The organism is Haloterrigena sp. H1, assembly GCF_005938085.1.
GTDB lineage: Archaea > Halobacteriota > Halobacteria > Halobacteriales > Natrialbaceae > Natrinema.
Map to the genome: position 1 here is coordinate 1,284,179 of NZ_SMZK01000001.1, position 16,435 is coordinate 1,300,613.

The following is a 16,435-nucleotide window of genomic DNA, read 5'->3' on the forward strand; positions in this document are numbered from 1 at the left end:
AAGGATCACATGGTACTGACCAAGCGAATCATCCCCTGTATCGACGTCGACCTGGACGAGGACGGCAATCCGGCGGTCTACACCGGCGTCAACTTCGAGGATCTGAAATACACCGGCGACCCGGTCGAGATGGCCCGCGCGTACAACCGCGCGGGCGCGGACGAGTTCGTTTTCCTCGACATCACCGCTTCCGCGGAGGGCCGCGAGACGATGCTCGACGTCGTCCGCGACGTTGCCGACGAGGTCTTCATCCCGTTGACCGTCGGCGGCGGTATCCGCACCACCGACGACATCAAGGAGACCCTGCGAGCCGGCGCGGACAAGGTCTCGATCACCACTGGCGCGCTCGAGCGTCCCGAACTGATCAACGAGGGCGCACAGGCCTTCGGCAACCAGTGTATCGTCATCAGCGTCGACGCCAGACGTCGCTTCGACGAAGAAGGCGAACACTACGTCGAGATCGACGGCGAGTCCTGCTGGTTCGAGTGTACGAAGAAAGGCGGCCGCGAGGGGACGGGGATCGACGTCCTCGAGTGGGCCGCCGAGGCCGAATCCCGTGGTGCGGGCGAGCTGTTCGTCAACTCGATCGACAAGGACGGCACGAAAGACGGCTACGATCTGCCGCTGACGAACGCTGTCACCGACACCGTCGACACGCCGGTGATCGCCTCCTCGGGTTGTGGCAGCCCCGAAGACATGTACGACGTGTTTACCGAGGCCGGTGCCGACGCCGGCCTCGCGGCTTCGATCTTCCACTTCGACGAGTACTCGATCGAGGAGACGAAGGCCTACCTCGACGAGCACGGCGTCCCGGTGCGACGCTGAGCCCGGCAGTCGCCACGCTTCCGTCCAATACGCTTATTTCGTCGCAGTCGTGCTTTTCTAACAGTGAAATGGCGGTGTACGTGGTGTGGCAAACCACACGCGGAGAACGACCCTCCCTGTGACAACTGTGGGCACAATACCTTCGAGAAGGCGGTCGTCCGGGCCGACGAGAACCCCGATCGCCACCGCAACGCGGCTGGCAGCGGTGCGCCTGACGGCGACCCGACGCCAGCCGGTACCGTCGACACCGGCCCCGACTACGTCTGGGCCTGCACGAACTGCGGCCGCGAACACGTCCGGAACACCCCGCCGTGTTCTCGCTGTGGCAACCCCGACCTCGAGAAGATCGAGCAGACCTACGAGGGGCTCGAGCGCGATCTGACGACGCCGAGCTGGCTCGCGGTCGCCAAACCCTACCTCCCAGTACTCGCCGTGATCGGGCTCGTCATCGCGCTGTTCGTGACAGGGATCGTGCCGCCGTCGGTGCTGCCGGGGGTCGGACAACCATCGCCGCCGGACGCACCTGGGGAGGGAGCCGAGGCCGCGGGCATCGATCTCGAGGCGACCGAACGGGCGGTCCACGATCGACTCGAGGCCGATCGCAACGAGACCGCCTCACGAACATACGACGACGGGCTCGCGGACTATGCCGAATACATGAATCGTGCGTTCGTGGCGATCGAGTACGAGGAGTCGAGACCCGAGCCGGTCGAAGCGAGTGAGTTCGGCGCCGACTGCCAGGGCGAGCCCTACGCCGGCCGGCTCCCGGGGACGCTGTCGATTGCCGACTACGACGACGAGGAAGCACTCGCCGACGACGTGGCCGCGGCTCTCCGTGAGGAGACCGCCGACGGCACCTACGATCGCGAAGGACTCGATCTCCACGTCGTCGACGGCTCCGTCTATGTCTTCTACGCGGCGTGTAGCAGTTCGGACTGAGCGAGCGATCGGCGGCCGGACGCTCGTCCGAATCACGGCACCGAAAGAGAAAGATCAGGTCGAACCCGAGCCGAGACGACAGTGCTTACGCGGCCGCTTCGAACGCGTCGCGGAACGACGTCGCCTTCTCGCGGACGGTCACGGCTCCGTCCTCGAGACACTCGAGCGGATCCGCGCCGCCCTCGGTCTTGATCGTCAGGATGGGCTCGGTTTGGCCGCCCGACTGTTCGGGATTGACGTCGTAGGTCGCTGCGCTCACGTCGTCGTGCTCGAGCAGCGCGCCCTTGAGCACGTTCATGAACGTGTGGTCCTCGCCGGCGATTTCGATCGAGAGTTCGTCCTCGGTGCTCTCGGTGACCCGCAGTTCCATGTCAGTCAGTGCGGCCGTCGGCCGCTTGTACCTTTCGAAGCCAGCCCTCGGCACGGGCCATGTCGTGGTCGGTGTCCAGCTCCGTGACAGCGAGGTCGATCGATCCGGGACCGAACGATCTTCGCTGAAGGCAAACCACTATACGACGCCGTTCGAACCACGGCATATGCGCACCCTCGCGGCCCTGCTTGCGGTCGTCGTCGCCGCGTCGCTGATCGGGTCGATCGCGGTCGTCAGGTGGGTTCACCGACCAGTGCGACGCTGGCGCGACGTGGCTCGAGCGCGGCTCGTCTACGGGGTCCCGTGGGGCTCGCTGGTCGTGATCGCGTTCGTCCTCGCTGTCTACCTGTTCGTCCAGAGCGGGCTTGCGGACTTCGACGATCCCGTGACGATTCCCTTCCGCACGTGGTCGTATTTCTACCCGCTCGGGATGGCGACGGCGTCGTTTTCCCACGCGGGTCCCGGCCACCTCATCGGGAACCTCGCTGGAACCGCCGTCGTCGCGCCGATCGCCGAGTACGCCTGGGGCCACTATCCGGACGAGCGCGATCCGGTGCGAACCGACTCGTGGGCCGCCGATCCGCGCGTTCGGGCAGTCGTCGTCTTCCCGCTTGTCGTCATCGGCATCGGACTCGCGATGAGCCTGTTCGCGCTCGGTCCCGTGATCGGCTTTTCCGGTGTCGTCTTCGCACTCGCAGGCTTTGCGCTCGTCCAGTATCCGATCGTGACGATCGTTGCCACACTCGGCGTCCAGGGCGTCGTCTTACGGCTCTACTACGCGCTCCAGGAGCCGATCCGCGTCTACACTGCCGAACCGAGCCCACCGTCGGCACCGTCGTGGGCCAGCATCGCCATTCAGGGCCACGCGATCGGGCTTTTCGTCGGTTTCGTCCTGGGAATCGCCCTCCTCAGACGCCGCCACAGCCGTCCTGATCCGCTACGGCTCTGGCTCGCCGTGCTCCTCTTTGGCTTCTCGAAGGGACTGTGGGCGATCTACTGGTTCGGTGGCGAGAATACGTTCGTGCTCTATCAGGGGCCCGGTGTCGCCGTCGTCGCGATACTCGCGCTCGTGGTCACGCTCTCGATGACCGCCTCCGACACACCCCTTCTTTCGCCGCGACTCCGAGAGGTGCTCGCACAGCCGGCAGACGAGACCATACGGTCGGCCGATACAGAGCCGTCGTCGGTTGCCCGGCCGCTCGAGCTCGCCGGGAGTGCCCGAGATCACGTCGTCGCGGCCCATCTCGAGCGCGTGCGCGAACTCGCCAGCGAAACCGGCCGCGATCGTGACTCGAATATCCTGTCGAAACTCACTCGCAGGCGAGCCGCGCTCCTGGCGGTCGTCGGCGTGCTTGCGATCCTCGGCGGCATCGCCGTCCCTGCGAATTTCCTCATCGTCGACGACGCGACGGCGTCGTCGGATTCGGCCCTCGAGATCCGGGACTACACGATCGAGTACGTCGAGGGCGTCCCGAACGAATACGTCTCCGGGCTCGGCATCGACGCCATCGAGAGTGACGAGGGCCTCGAGTCGAGCGGGGTGATCGTCGCCAGCGAGCGACGTGAGATCTGGCTCGAGGTGATCAGCACCCAGCGCATCGCCTTTACGGGCGAGGAAACGGTCACTATCGGTGGCCCCGGGTGGCGCGAGGATGTCCACATCGAGCGCAGCGGCTGGAAACCGGTGGGTAACGACACCGTCTATCAGGTCTGGCTCTGGGAGGACGGAAACGATCGCCAGCTCGCGTACGAATCCAACGACTCACGGGCCGACGCACGGATCGCCGGCCGAAACGTGACTGTCGGCACCGATGAGGGGACGTTCGTCCTTGCGGTCAACGCAAGCGAAGATACCGTCACCGCGACGACGCCGATCCCGGCCGAAAACGGGACGACGACGGCTGGCAGCCTCACCTTCGAGCGCGACGAGGAGACGATCTACGCGGCCGCCGACGGGACGCGGGTTGCGATCGCGAGCAAAGAAACGTACAACGGCTCCTGAGACCGCTACTGCGTGCTGATGTCCGACTCGTTATACTCGAGTTGGCCATTCGATACGGAAGACCTCCGCCTCGAGCGTCGCTTCTGTTTCGGTATGGAAGTCGAACTGCTTGGGAAGCGGAAACTCAGCCCGGAACGCGTGGGTTACATCCCCGCCCTCGTCGGCGGCGAACGACTCGACGAACTCCTGGCTGCCCTCGTTGTGGATCGTATAGGAGACCGCCCCGATCTCGCGTGCCGTCTCGAGGAAGTCACGATCCGCGTGTCGGTTCCCACGCTGTGCGCCGAAGGGGGGGTTCGAGAGTACAGTCGCGTCGGTACACGAAAAGGGATGCCGGGTGACGTCGCCGCCGAGCCAGTCGATAGCGCGGCCGCGGTCGTCATCATCCACGACTGCCTGTTCGTTCCGTTGGGCAACCGCGAGCGCGTCGGCGTCGACGTCGACCGCTGCAACGCGGTCACCACCGGCCAGCGCAGCCGCGATCGCGAGCATCCCGGTTCCAGTTCCGAGATCGACGACCTGTCCCTCGAGATCGCCCTGCAATCCTGCCAGATGGCAGAGGTGCGCGGCCAGTTCCGGCGGGGTAAGATACTGCTCGAGGTGTGGCGACGGCTCCGAAAAGTCCTCGATAGACTCGAGTCGACGGGCAAGCGTGCGCCGAGAGAGACTGGACATGAGCAGGTGTCGGTGCTCGAGCGTAATGGATCTCCCGAGGTCACGGGCGTGTCGCTGGTCGTGTGAGGAGAGACGCTTCCGTTTCACGACACGTTCGAATAGAGTTAAGGACATCCCGTGGAAGTTACAGGTATGGAGGAGTGTCCACGGTGTGGGGGTGCGATCGAAGAACTCTCGCTCGGCGAGGTATCGACGGTCATGTGTTCCCGCTGTGGGTTCGCCGACATTCCCGTCGAACACCAGCCGACCGGCGAGGAGATCGAATCCTGGCGGGACGCGCTCAACCGGTTTTACGACGAATCGACCGACCGCTGATGGCCACTCCGTTCGTTCGCTGCGCTGACTGACCGCGATAAACGCGAAAAAGAAACCCCACTGCGTCGACGGCTTACTCGTTTGCAGGCGCTGCTTCCGCCTCGTCCGCTTCCTCCTCGTGGTCGACGTCCTCGTCCGAGCGAGCCGCAACGAGCCCACCGCGAGCGACGCTGTACAGCGGTTCGTTCGCGTGCGAAACGCCGCTGATCGAGAACGGAATGTTCGCCTCCTCTAAGTGGTCGCGGAACAGGGCCTCGAAGCCGTCGGGGCTCGAGGTCCCGCCGGTGACGACGACAGGGATGTCGAGCCCTTCTTCGATGTCTTCCTCGTCGACTTCCTGCACGATGTTGTCGATGACGTACTCGAGGAGGTTCTCGTAGTAGATCGACAGCGCACCCTCGACGCCGCCGACGTCGGTCGTGAAGTCGAGGTCGAAGCCGTCTTCCTTGATCGAGGTGACCTTGTCGACGGGCGTGCCAGTCGCGCGGGCGGCCTGCTCGTCGACCCAGTCGCCACCACGGGCGACGGAGAACTTCATGACGGGGACGGCGTAATAGGCCAGACAGACGTTCGTCATTCCGGCACCGAACGAGATGCCGAGGCCGGTGAAGTTGTTGTCCGCGAGTTCGGAGTAGATGACGGACATCCCTTCGTTGATCGGCTCGGCGTCGTAGCCCATGTCATCGAGGAAGGACTCGATCGTCTTCTGGTGATACAGCGTCGACAGGTCCGAGTCGATCGGGTCCGCTGGCGTCGAGAAATAGAGCTTCTCGTCCGGATAGGCAGGCTCGCCGATGACCTGTTCGATGATGAGCTTCATCATCGGGATCGCGCTCTGTTCGTCGTTCGAGAGGATCCCGTGTTTCATTGGCCGACGGGTCTCCTTGTTGAAGATGTTCGCGAAGTTCAAGGCGTCGTCGCCGACGACGTAGACCTTGTCGTCTTTGCGAATATGAAGGACTTCGCTTCGCGAGAGCATCTGCTCGGCCATATCCGAGTACTCGATCTCGACGAATGAGTTACGCTGTTGCACGAATACCGTGTCGGTTCCATCCTGCTGTGCAGACAGGATGTTCATCGTCCCGACGTCTAGGCCTTTGGCCATGTGTGGGGAAGGAAACCGACGGATTATAAATCTATGTACGCCACTTACAGATCTGATACTATGAAAGACGCTGCTATTTCTTTCCGGACCGTCGCTTTAATTTCGCTTCACTAGTTGCCGGATCCGATCGAGCAGTTTCGAGAACGGAAATGTCACCGTCTCGATAGTACTGCTGTCGTCAGCCGTCGCTAGTTCTTCGGCCCGCTGTTGTTCGCGGAGTTCTTTGAGTTTCGCCGTCTGATCGTCGACCGTCGAACTCGAGGTGGTCTGCTTCGTCTCACCGCCTTTGAGGCCTTTGAGGCCGGCAACCTGTGCGTCGACACCCGACGAACGGGTCGTCGTGGTCCCGACGTTGGTATCGACGTTGACGTCGTCGAAATCGTCCTCGGAGAAACTCAGTCGCTTGTGCTCGGTCTTCTCGACGCCGCCCCACGAGAGTTCGACGCCGTCCATCGCGTCGTCGATGTCCTGTTGGACCTCCGCGTCGGTCACGTCAGGATCGTCGTCCTCGTCGTCGACTGCCACCACGTCGGCCTGCTGTGCCATATCGAGATAGTGGGCGATCAGTGCCGCACCCGTCGAGGCGGTGATGCCAGCGAGCCCGACGGCGTACGCCGCGACCACCTGAACGGTGTAGTCGTTTCCGTAGCCGTTCCAGTGCCGTGGATAGATGAAGAGGAAGCCAGCGACCGCAGCGAGGGTGATCGCTGCGCCACCGATCGACGTGTACAGCACCCGTCGCTCCGACGGGAGGAGCGTGGTGATCCCGAGCATCACGACGGGAAGAGACACCATCGCGAGTGCGTATGCAGGACCGACCCACGCGAAGTAGCTGGCGGACCGGGCTTCGTGCGTGTTGCCCCAGAGAAAGAGCACCAGTGCGACGACTGCCAAACCGATACCGCCCAGGAACAGACCGAAGCCGACGTAGATGTCGGTTCGGTCCTCCGGTTCACCGATGTATCGACGATAGAGGTCGAAGAGATACCCGTCAGGGGCCTGTTCCGCTACCATTGACCACCCGTTTACACTCCAGTACTATGACTGTTGGGACGGAAAACGAACCGGACGATCGACTGTATATTTCTGCGACCGAGCACGCATGAGTCATGTAACTCGCTGCTGGTGGCGTCGGCAGCTCAGAGAATTCGAACCGCTAATCGCGGGTGGACAGCCGATTCAACCGCGACCGGTGATCCGTGTCAGAGAACACTATTCCATAGTTTGATATCAACCGATCCACGAGCTACTACTATCTCAAATTATGGTTGGTGATACGAATACCGTTCTCGTTGCGGACGACGATCCCGTCATCGTCGACCGACTACGGTCGTGGCTCACCGAGGACTATCGGGTCACAACGACGACCGATGGCGACGAGACGCTCGCGCTTCTCGAGGACGCCGACGCAGTGCTGGTCGACCGCGACCTCCGGACGGAGTCGGGGTCGATCGTCGCAGCCGAACTCGAACGCCACGCGATGACACAGACGGTCGCGGTGCTCCGTGACAACCAATACGGCTCGGACTATCTGCCCACTGCCGGCGAGTCACTCGTCAAACCAGTCGACAAGAACGAGTTGCTCGAGACAGTCGACAGGCTGGTCCGTCGTGGCCGCTACGACGAACTGATCTCCGAATGTGCGACGCTGGCGACCAAACGTGGTGCACTCGAAACTGGTGCCGATGCCACAGCGGACGCAGAACACGAACCAGTCCAACGACAGCTCGACGACGTGTTTTCGGAACTTGACGAACTGGTGGACTCGTTCGACGGCGACGACTTCCGGGCCGCGTTCGCGACGTGTGAGTTCTCGACGGCCACGCAACCACCGCGGGCAAGCGAGCGATCCTGACACCGACGATATTCTCCGCTCTCGACAGCGTGCAGTATATACGTTCGTGGCCGCAAGGGCTGTCAATGAGTCAGGAGTCGGAGTACAGCGAGGGCGACCTCCGAAACACCGGGATGAGTCTCAAACACGACCGTAAGTGGGACTACGAACTCGAGCAGATCGTCGAGGCGATCGAGGAACGAGACGCGAAGAAAGTCGGGCTACAGTTCCCCGAAGGACTGAAACGGCGCGGGCCAGCCGTCGCGGACGACCTGCGGGAACTGGCCGACGACGATGTGACGTTTATGCTCTCGGGCCAGCCCTGCTATGGGGCCTGTGACCTCGACACATATCTGATGAAACGGACCGACGTGTTCGTTCACTTCGGCCACTCGCCGATGAAGGACACGGACAAGGTGATCTACGTCCCGCTGTTCTCGAACGTCGAGGTGACGCCGATCATGGAGGAAGCGCTCGAGACGCTCGAACCGCCCGAGGAGACCGAAGGTGTCGGCCTCGTCACGACGGCCCAGCACATGAACCGCTACGAGGAGATGACGGAGTTCCTTGAGGAACGAGGCTACGAGGTCCACAGCCGTCGCGGCGACGACCGGCTGACCCACGAGGGACAGGTACTCGGCTGTAACTACGCGAGTGCGGACGTACCCGCCGATCAAGTGCTCTACGTCGGCGGTGGGAAATTCCACCCGCTCGGGCTAGCAATGGAACATCCCGACAAACACGTCGTCATTGCCGACCCGGTCAATAACGTCGTCACCGTCGCGGATACGGAGAAGTTCATGAAACAGCGCTACGGCGCGATACATCGCGCGATGGACGCCGAGAAGTGGGGCGTCATCTTCTGTACCAAGATCGGACAGGGGCGCTGGGAAATCGCTCAAGAAATCCTCGCGGACAACGACAACGCCTACCTCATCACGATGGACGAGGTGACGCCGGATCGGCTGCGCAACTTCGACATGGACGCCTTCGTCAACACCGGCTGTCCGCGGATCACGACCGACGACGGGCCGCAGTTCCACAAGCCGATGCTCACCCCCGGCGAGTACCGGATCGCCGTCGGCGACGAGCCACTCGACAGTCTCTCGTTCGATACGTTCCACGGCACCTGGTAACGCGCCCGGCCGTCGGCACTCGTTTGACGCTGTTACACCCCCAGTTCCTGTGATGGGTTTCGTCCGTGATGGGTTCGTAGAATGAGACATTCGCTGAACGCGACGAAATATAGTATTACCTTACCCACAGAATGAGTGTATATCGTCGAATAAAGTGTGGGGATCCTGTGCTATGGTGCAGATTCCAAAGCAGTTTGGGGGAGTTCTTTTGCCCGTTAGTCACTGACCAGTAGTCGATGAGTAACTCAGCCTCGAGCGGATCGACGGCCGCTGCCCGTGATGAGTTCTTCGACGTCCTCGCTGACGCCCGTCGACGAACCGTTCTCCGACTCGTCCACCAGCGGTCGCCCGACGGGATCGGGAAAGACGAGCTTGCGCGCCATCTCGCAGCAGTAACAATGGACAAACAGCCCACAGAGGTGACTGACGACGACTACCGGCAGGCGCTCACCGACCTCCATCATCGGCTGGTCCCAGCGCTGACCGATGGCGGCTTCCTCGAGAAATCCGACGACGAGACGATCACGCTCGGCGCGCACCCAGCGTTCGACGACCCGCACCTCGAAGCGATCGTTTCGACCCGCCACGATGCCGACGACGCAACGCTCGATGCAGTGTTCCGCGCGCTTGCCGCCGACCGTCGGCGGACGATCCTGGCGATACTTGCCGACGCGGATGGCCCGTTCGAGACCGAAACACTGGCCCGTCGCGTCGTGGCTCGTAACACCGAGTCGACCGAACGCGGGATCGCTCGCGACCGTGTCGACGAGGTGCTGACCTCGTTCGTGCACGTGCACGGACCCATGCTGGCAGACGCCACGCTCGTCGACTACGACGCCGAGACGGGACGGGTCGTCGACACGGATCAGCCAGTTGTCGATCCCGAGTGGATCCAGTCCCGCGACGCGCCAGCGACAGTGACCGTCGAACGACGTGTCGACGACGCCGCTCGATCGACACACCAGCTGATCTATCGCGCCCAGCCACGCTCTCCGTGACTCAACCGGGGCTGGGTGACGGCAAAGACAAACGTCGGTCAGATTCCAGTACCGAGCAACACGGGAGGTCGCGGAGACGACAACACTTACCCAATCGGTCCCCACAGCCTCGAGTATGATCGAAAGCGACTGGGACGACTGGCTCGTCCGCGACGTCGAAGACGCGACGCCAGAGGGTGTCGCGATCTGGTATCTCGGCTGTAACGGCTTCGTCCTGAAGGGGACCGAGGGAACGACGATCTACATCGATCCCTATCTCGGACTCGGCGACCCGCCGCGGACGGTCCGGATGATCCCCGTCCCGTTCGATCCCGACGACGTCGCGGAGGCCGATGCCGTCCTCGCGACCCACGAACACACCGACCACGTCCACGGCCCGAGTCAGGCCCCGATCCTCGCGAACACGGGCGCGACCTTCTATGCACCCGACGACAGCGTCGCGAAAGCCCGCGACGAAGAGGCATGGACCGACGAATGGGACGTCACCGACGAGCAGCTGGCCGAAGTCGCCGAAGGAGAAACCCTCGAGATCGGCGAGTTCACCGTCCACGTCGAGGCGGCCAACGATCCCGACGCGACCCATCCCGTCAGCTACGTGTTCGAACACGACGCCGGGACCTTCTTCCACGGCGGCGATACGAAACCGACCGACGAGTTCGAGCGAATCGGCGACGAGTACGACATCGATCTCGCGGTGTTTGCCTTCGGTACCGTCGGACAGATCCCCGACAAACAGACCCGCGAGCCCAAACGAACACGCTGGTACAACGACGAGAACCAGGTCATCGAGTGTGCCACCGCCCTCGAGTGTGACCGACTTCTCCCGAGTCACTGGGATATGTGGAAGGGTCTGACCGCTGATCCGACGGCACTGCACCACCACGCCGCCAGTTTCGCGTATCCACAACGGCTCGAGATCGCCGAGATCGGCGACCGCGTCGATTTGTAACGATTCTCAAACTGTCCGCACATTTTATAGTAATGGTATGGTAACGTTGGTTCCATATGACCAGCACCGCCGATACGGACGACGTAATCGAGGTCAGCGCCGATGGGATCTCCGTCCAGAAGACGTTCGAAGCGGACGAGTTTCCCGTTCCGGCGATTCGATTCGAGATCGAATCGGCCCGTGACGAGCCAGTCACGATCCAGCTCTCCGAGGACATTCCCGAATCGTTCCCGATGGACAAAGTCGGCTTTCACCCCGACTATCACAGCGACGACTGGACGGCCTACCAGGACAACCACGTCGAGTTCACGGCGACGCTCGAGCCCGGCGGCGACCTCGAGACCGTTTACGGGATCCAGATCGACGACGACAGTCGTGCCGCGGCGTTTCTCACGGAGCCGGCGATCGTCGACCTCGAGGCTGGCGACGACGACCGCTCGGATGCTGACGAAGTGGACGACGAAGTCATCGGCAACATCGTCTCCGAGGACCGCAATCAGCCCGTCAAGGATATGATCGCCGGCGAGTCGGACACCGTTCCCGGTCTCGAAGGTGACGAGGACGACGAAGACGACGAAGACGGCGAAGACGACGCCTCGGGACTCGATCTCGACCTCGGTAACATCGACACCGATCCCGAGCCGGACATCGACCTCGGATTTGACGAGGATGACGGGCTCTCCGTAGGGGAAGACGAGCCGGACATCGACCTTGGGTTCGACGAGGACGACGAACTGTCCGTTGAAGAGGACGAGCCCGATATCGATCTCGGGTTTGACGAGGACGACGCCGAATCGGCCGTCGAAGAGGATACCGAATCGGCTGCTGATGAGGACGCCGAACCGACCGCCGAGGAGGACGTTGAATCGGCTACTGAAGCGGATGCCGAATCGGCCGCTGACGATGACGGTGAACTGACGGCTGACGAGGACGACGAGGAGGACGTCGCCGACACTGAACTCGAGACTGCCGACGCCGCGGACGAGCCGGCCGAAGCGAGTGTCGACGAATCGGAATCCGATCTCGAAGCGGACACGACCGACGATGAGGAACCACCGACGGTCGAGCCCGACGCACCTGACGAGGCAAAGCCGGACGAGCAGGACGGCGACGACACGGCCGAACTGGCAGCCGAGCAGACGGAAGCACCGGCTGGAACAGTCGACGACGAGGTGACGGCGGACGCCGACGACGCAGTCGAGTCGGCCACTGAAGTCGAAACCGCGACCGTCGAGTTCGACGGCTCAGTTGCGGCTCGCCTTGCGACCGAGATCCAAGACGGGACGGTCGACGACGCCGATCTCGAGGCGATTCAGGCCGAACTCGACCTCGAGCCCTCGGGGCCGGAAATCGCGAAAGTCGAGCACCTCCAGTCCCGCGTCGAGGAGGTCGCAGCCTACACCGACGCACTCGAGACGTTCCTCGAGGACAACGGCACGGGCGCACAGCTCATCGAGGAGTTACAGACCGATCTCGCAGCACTCGAAGACGAGATCGAATCGGTAGACGAGCGACTCGAGGGAACGTCGTCGCAGGTCGAGGAACTCGACGCCGACGTTGCAGACCTCACGGACTGGAACGCCGATCTCGAGACGGAGCTGAGCGATGTCACCGCCGACGTCGCCGAACTGGACGACACCGTCGCGGGGATCGACGACGATGTCGATGATCTCACGGATACCGTCGACGACGTGGAATCTGATCTCGAAACCGTCGCGGACGACCTCGAAGCAGTCCAGGAGGACGTAACGGACATTCAGGACTGGCGCGACCAACTCGGCTCGATGTTCTCCAACTGAGCGGCGCAGGCGTCACCCATCGATTTCGGACTGTAGCGGAAACGCAACTCGTTTATCCGTCGCCGATTGAGAACCGGTCGATGGGCGAGACGATACCGATCGCTGTTCCACGAAAGGGGCGACCGCTCGAGTCTGTACTCGATCGGATCGCAGATCGCCTCGGCGTCCCCGACCTCGCCGACGACATTACATCGACGCTTCGTCACGAAAAGGCACTCACGAAAGGGACTATCGAGCCCGACGAGGAGGACGTCTACCATCGTCTCGCAAACTACAGTACTGTCGACGATTCGACCGCACCCGAATATACGCTGTTGCGCGACGACCGCGCCGGCAAGCCACGCCGGATAGTCTTCGACAGCGTCACGATCCCGCTATCGAACGTCGAGGGCGCGCCCGACGACGCGGCGGTCCAGCTCGTCGGCCGAGAGGAGCCGTTTCGCGCGCTTCGGACCCACGAGTTCGCGCTCGGATTCGACAGTGCCGACCTCGTTCTCGAGGAGGTCGTCGAGTTGCGACCGGAGCCGCTCGACCGGATCGCCGACGTGAACGCCCGCATTAATCCCGCCGACACCGACGTGCAAGTCGTCACCGGGCTCGGCGATACCGTCTACCACACGCTGCTTGCCACGCCCGAAGTCGCGCCGTCCGCCGAGTCTATCGATCGGGACTTCCTCGAGACCTACGAGGGACCGCTCTGTATCGAGCCCAGATACGAACGGCTCGTTCAGGCCGTGCTTGGCACGCGGCTCCTCGACGGTATCGACTTCTGGTATCCGGACGACGGCCGCGAGGAAGAGGCAGCGATCGCCGACGCGGGGCTAGGCGTCTACCTGACTGTGACTGGCTCGACCGCCCGCGACCACGGCCTCTTGCTCGGCGAACAGCTATTTCCAAGCGAGACCGTCCTGCTCAAGAACACGGTAGAAACGACCGACACGGTCGACTGCGTCCGCGCGCTGCTGAACGGCCCCGATCTCGAGACGGAGCTCGCGGTCGGCCAATAAGGCGTACTCGCGATTCTGTCCTACTCCCAGTTGTGGAGTGAGTCGCGGAAGATGTCCGCGACGTCGTCTTTCGTCACCGGCCGTGGATTACACCGCAGCAGTCGCTGCTGGGTGTCGACGGTCTGTTCGGCCAGCCAGTCGATCTCGTCGTCGGTGATGCCGGCGAGTTCGTTGAGCCCGCTCGGGAGGACGTTCAGATCGCGCTGGAGTGCAACGAACTCCTCGCGTGCGCGATCGGCCGCCGTTCGCGTGCTCAATCCGTCGGTGTCCGCGCCGAGCATCTCGGCGATGGTCGCAAAGCGGTCTGGATCACTGGCGACGTTGTACCCCAACGTGCTCGCCGGCGTGAGCACGGCGATCGTTTCGCCGTGGTAGGTGTGGTACTTGTTCCCGACCGGGTACGCCATCGCGTGACAGAGACTCGCACCGGCCGTGAGACCGGCGATCGCGCCGTAGAGCGCCCCTTTCAACATCGCCTCACGAGCCTCGAGATCGTCGCCGTTGTTGACGGCTCGTCTGACGTTGCTCGAGAGGAGGTCGATCGCCTTCTCGCTGAACAGTTCGGTAAAGCCAGTACGACCGGCGTAGACCGGTCGGTCGGCGGGGTCCTCGGGGCGGAGTAAGTTGTCGTATCGATGTGTAGTATATCCCTCGATGGCATGACCGAGCGCGTCCATCGCTGTTTTCGCGGTGAGATCAGGAGGGAGCGACGTGGTCAGCGTCGGATCGAGCACCGCGGCGTCGGCCCGCACGTTATTGCTCGAGATGCCCTCCTTGATCTCTTTCTCGGCAACCGACAGGATCGCGACCGGCGAAATCTCCGAGCCGGTGCCGGCCGTCGTGGGGAGCAAGACGAGGGGTGGGCCGGACTCAGAGAGTGCCTCGCCGGAGCCGGTCGGTTCGGCGACGTAGTCGAGGATTTCGCCGCCGTTGGCAACGACCGCGCGCGTCGTCTTCGCGGTGTCGAGACAGCTGCCGCCGCCGAGTCCGATGTAGAAGTCGTAGCCGTCCGTGCCCATCTCCTCGCGGACGAACGAGATACACTCTTCGACGGCCTCGATCGAGGGTTCGCGCTCCGAGCCGTCGTAGACGTCGACATCGAATCCTGCGTCTTCGACGTGGTCGGCGACCCGGCCTGCGTGGCCGATCTCGGCGAGCGTCTCGTCGGTCACGATCAGCCCGCGTGCATCGTCTGCAACGCCCAGATCGGCGAGCTGAAAGCCAAGTTCTCTGACTGCGCCGCGGCCCACGCGAATCTGTGGCATCTGGACGTGCCAGACGGTTTCGGGCGTGAGTTCATGCGGGCTGGCGGAGACGGACCGCTCGTAGCTCACAGCCCCCACCCCGGCTGCATAGCCTCGAACTGCTCGGGATCGTGTCCGTAGACGACCTCGGCGTCGTGACGCCGCTCGAGTGCCTTGATACGACGGAGGCTCTCGACCCACTCGGTCTTTCCCCAGAGGAGGTGCGCCCCGAGCGGAATCTCGTCTTCGAAGTTGTCGGCCATGTAGACCTGATCACCGGTGAAGACGAGCGTTCCCTCGTCGTCTATGTGGATCACCGTCCCGGTGAGTCCGGGTGTGTGACCGGGGAAGCGGACGAACTCCACGTCCTCGAAGTGTTGCTCGCGATCCTGGTGTAACACGTGCCAGTTCAGGTCGTGGTCGAAGTCCTCGAGGATGTACGCGCCGCTTCCCTCGTCGGTCTTCGCGCTATAGTAGGCGAACTTGAGCTCGCGCTCGTGGACGAAGACCGGGACGTCCGTCCCGTCGAAGAACTCGAGCCCGCCGGCGTGGTCGAGGTGCAGGTGGGTCTGGAAGACGTAATCGATGTCGTCGATGCCAAAACCGGCCTCGTTCAGGTCGTCGTCGAGCCGATGTTCGTGAGCGTCGTGTGGATAAAACGCCTGTAGGAGTCCCTCGGGCCAGTGGCCCTCGAGTGCGTCGTGATGCGACCCGGTATCCCAGAGGATCGTCCCCTCGGGGTGGTCGATCACGAGGCTCCAGACCGGAATCTCCCCGTAATCGATGTCGGGGTTGGGCTCGTCGTGTGTGCCGAGCACGTGCCCTTCCATCATGTAGTTCATGTCGACGTCGAGTCCACCGCGGTCGAGAACGTGTATGGTAACATCAACCATGGTATAGTGCCACAACTAGGCAACCAGAACCTGCCTAATAATCATTCGGGCAGAGAGTTTGTCGCCGGTAGCACATCGAGACGACTCGCTGATGCAAGCCCAGTCGGCGAACTCTTATCTCTAGTCGATCGTGAACTGCGGGCAACGACTGCCAGACAAGGGGTACACGTCGATCGAACGCACGTAGCGATTCATTTGACGCGGCCGGCGACAATGGGGCCTCGAGGCGCAAATTGATATAGCCATATCCGATTTATAAGTTCGATTCGAGACGGTCGCGCTGAGTACGATCGTAGTTAGAATCTATCCACTATTCATCACAGAACCGGAACGTGTCGATGTGA

Annotated in this window: 16 protein-coding genes; 10 read left to right on the forward strand and 6 right to left on the reverse strand. The window is 62.7% G+C overall.

From position 1 onward, the window contains the following. Positions 1-9 precede the first annotated feature (9 nt). Complete coding sequence (hisF, locus tag E2L06_RS06455; RefSeq protein ID WP_138779734.1) at positions 10-825, forward strand: imidazole glycerol phosphate synthase subunit HisF; 816 nt, start codon at positions 10-12, stop codon at positions 823-825. A gap of 63 nt (positions 826-888) precedes the next feature. After that, a complete protein-coding gene (locus E2L06_RS06460) occupies positions 889-1,764 on the forward strand; it encodes a hypothetical protein (RefSeq protein WP_138779736.1) in 876 nt (291 codons plus the stop codon). 85 nt (positions 1,765-1,849) lie between these two features. On the opposite strand, the gene E2L06_RS06465 is transcribed toward E2L06_RS06460, so the two are convergent. Further along, a complete protein-coding gene (locus E2L06_RS06465) occupies positions 1,850-2,134 on the reverse strand; it encodes a DNA-directed RNA polymerase subunit L (RefSeq protein WP_138779738.1) in 285 nt (94 codons plus the stop codon). A gap of 166 nt (positions 2,135-2,300) precedes the next feature. Between E2L06_RS06465 and E2L06_RS06470 the strand changes: the two genes are divergently transcribed. Further along, on the forward strand, positions 2,301-4,136 hold the full coding sequence (locus tag E2L06_RS06470) for a rhomboid family intramembrane serine protease (RefSeq protein WP_138782513.1): 1,836 nt from the start codon (positions 2,301-2,303) through the stop codon (positions 4,134-4,136). Positions 4,137-4,166: 30 nt separating this feature from the next. Here the strand turns inward: E2L06_RS06470 and E2L06_RS06475 are convergent, their stop codons facing one another. Beyond that, positions 4,167-4,811: an METTL5 family protein gene (locus E2L06_RS06475; protein WP_138779740.1), complete on the reverse strand. Its 645-nt coding sequence runs from the start codon at positions 4,809-4,811 to the stop codon at positions 4,167-4,169. A 132-nt stretch (positions 4,812-4,943) separates the two neighbouring features. Between E2L06_RS06475 and E2L06_RS06480 the strand changes: the two genes are divergently transcribed. After that, positions 4,944-5,126: a zinc finger domain-containing protein gene (locus E2L06_RS06480; protein WP_138779742.1), complete on the forward strand. Its 183-nt coding sequence runs from the start codon at positions 4,944-4,946 to the stop codon at positions 5,124-5,126. 73 nt (positions 5,127-5,199) lie between these two features. On the opposite strand, the gene E2L06_RS06485 is transcribed toward E2L06_RS06480, so the two are convergent. Beyond that, positions 5,200-6,231 carry a hypothetical protein gene (locus E2L06_RS06485; RefSeq protein WP_138779744.1) on the reverse strand — a complete coding sequence of 344 codons (1,032 nt, stop codon included), beginning with the start codon at positions 6,229-6,231 and terminating at the stop codon, positions 5,200-5,202. Between the two features lie 96 nt (positions 6,232-6,327). Beyond that, on the reverse strand, positions 6,328-7,245 hold the full coding sequence (locus E2L06_RS06490) for a permease (protein ID WP_138779746.1): 918 nt from the start codon (positions 7,243-7,245) through the stop codon (positions 6,328-6,330). Positions 7,246-7,495: 250 nt separating this feature from the next. On the opposite strand from E2L06_RS06490, the gene E2L06_RS06495 reads away from it, so the two are divergent. The 6 genes from E2L06_RS06495 (at position 7,496) to E2L06_RS06520 (ending at position 13,954) form a co-directional block, all read left to right on the forward strand. Then, complete coding sequence (locus tag E2L06_RS06495; protein WP_138779749.1) at positions 7,496-8,086, forward strand: response regulator; 591 nt, start codon at positions 7,496-7,498, stop codon at positions 8,084-8,086. 65 nt (positions 8,087-8,151) lie between these two features. After that, positions 8,152-9,201: a diphthamide biosynthesis enzyme Dph2 gene (gene dph2, locus E2L06_RS06500; RefSeq protein ID WP_138779751.1), complete on the forward strand. Its 1,050-nt coding sequence runs from the start codon at positions 8,152-8,154 to the stop codon at positions 9,199-9,201. A gap of 236 nt (positions 9,202-9,437) precedes the next feature. Further along, positions 9,438-10,199: a hypothetical protein gene (locus E2L06_RS06505; protein ID WP_138779753.1), complete on the forward strand. Its 762-nt coding sequence runs from the start codon at positions 9,438-9,440 to the stop codon at positions 10,197-10,199. A 115-nt stretch (positions 10,200-10,314) separates the two neighbouring features. Beyond that, positions 10,315-11,148 (forward strand): MBL fold metallo-hydrolase, encoded by an 834-nt coding sequence (locus tag E2L06_RS06510; RefSeq protein WP_138779755.1) that lies wholly within the window; start codon positions 10,315-10,317, stop codon positions 11,146-11,148. A gap of 56 nt (positions 11,149-11,204) precedes the next feature. Continuing rightward, positions 11,205-12,947 carry an AAA family ATPase gene (locus tag E2L06_RS06515; protein ID WP_138779757.1) on the forward strand — a complete coding sequence of 581 codons (1,743 nt, stop codon included), beginning with the start codon at positions 11,205-11,207 and terminating at the stop codon, positions 12,945-12,947. An 80-nt stretch (positions 12,948-13,027) separates the two neighbouring features. Next, positions 13,028-13,954: a hypothetical protein gene (locus E2L06_RS06520; RefSeq protein WP_138779759.1), complete on the forward strand. Its 927-nt coding sequence runs from the start codon at positions 13,028-13,030 to the stop codon at positions 13,952-13,954. A gap of 20 nt (positions 13,955-13,974) precedes the next feature. Here E2L06_RS06520 and E2L06_RS06525 read toward each other — a convergent pair whose 3' ends face one another. Both E2L06_RS06525 and E2L06_RS06530 read right to left on the reverse strand, forming a co-directional pair. Further along, entirely contained in the window at positions 13,975-15,288 is a 1,314-nt protein-coding gene (locus tag E2L06_RS06525; RefSeq protein ID WP_138779761.1) for a hydroxyacid-oxoacid transhydrogenase, read from the reverse strand. Continuing rightward, positions 15,285-16,091 (reverse strand): N-acyl homoserine lactonase family protein, encoded by an 807-nt coding sequence (locus E2L06_RS06530; protein ID WP_138779763.1) that lies wholly within the window; start codon positions 16,089-16,091, stop codon positions 15,285-15,287. Before E2L06_RS06530 ends, E2L06_RS06525 begins: the two co-directional genes overlap by 4 nt. Between the last annotated feature and the right edge of the window lie 344 nt (positions 16,092-16,435).

Excerpts from the sequence above, each read along its gene's own strand:
- E2L06_RS06505 (WP_138779753.1), top strand. The coding sequence starts at position 9,438 with ATGAGTAACTCAGCCTCGAGCGGATCGACGGCCGCTGCCCGTGATGAG.
- E2L06_RS06465 (WP_138779738.1), bottom strand. The coding sequence starts at position 2,134 with ATGGAACTGCGGGTCACCGAGAGCACCGAGGACGAACTCTCGATCGAA.
- E2L06_RS06515 (WP_138779757.1), top strand. The coding sequence starts at position 11,205 with ATGACCAGCACCGCCGATACGGACGACGTAATCGAGGTCAGCGCCGAT.
- E2L06_RS06510 (WP_138779755.1), top strand. The coding sequence starts at position 10,315 with ATGATCGAAAGCGACTGGGACGACTGGCTCGTCCGCGACGTCGAAGAC.
- E2L06_RS06480 (WP_138779742.1), top strand. The coding sequence starts at position 4,944 with ATGGAGGAGTGTCCACGGTGTGGGGGTGCGATCGAAGAACTCTCGCTC.
- E2L06_RS06495 (WP_138779749.1), top strand. The coding sequence starts at position 7,496 with ATGGTTGGTGATACGAATACCGTTCTCGTTGCGGACGACGATCCCGTC.
- E2L06_RS06475 (WP_138779740.1), bottom strand. The coding sequence starts at position 4,811 with ATGTCCAGTCTCTCTCGGCGCACGCTTGCCCGTCGACTCGAGTCTATC.
- E2L06_RS06485 (WP_138779744.1), bottom strand. The coding sequence starts at position 6,231 with ATGGCCAAAGGCCTAGACGTCGGGACGATGAACATCCTGTCTGCACAG.
- E2L06_RS06490 (WP_138779746.1), bottom strand. The coding sequence starts at position 7,245 with ATGGTAGCGGAACAGGCCCCTGACGGGTATCTCTTCGACCTCTATCGT.
- hisF (WP_138779734.1), top strand. The coding sequence starts at position 10 with ATGGTACTGACCAAGCGAATCATCCCCTGTATCGACGTCGACCTGGAC.
- E2L06_RS06530 (WP_138779763.1), bottom strand. The coding sequence starts at position 16,091 with ATGGTTGATGTTACCATACACGTTCTCGACCGCGGTGGACTCGACGTC.
- E2L06_RS06520 (WP_138779759.1), top strand. The coding sequence starts at position 13,028 with ATGGGCGAGACGATACCGATCGCTGTTCCACGAAAGGGGCGACCGCTC.
- E2L06_RS06470 (WP_138782513.1), top strand. The coding sequence starts at position 2,301 with ATGCGCACCCTCGCGGCCCTGCTTGCGGTCGTCGTCGCCGCGTCGCTG.
- dph2 (WP_138779751.1), top strand. The coding sequence starts at position 8,152 with ATGAGTCAGGAGTCGGAGTACAGCGAGGGCGACCTCCGAAACACCGGG.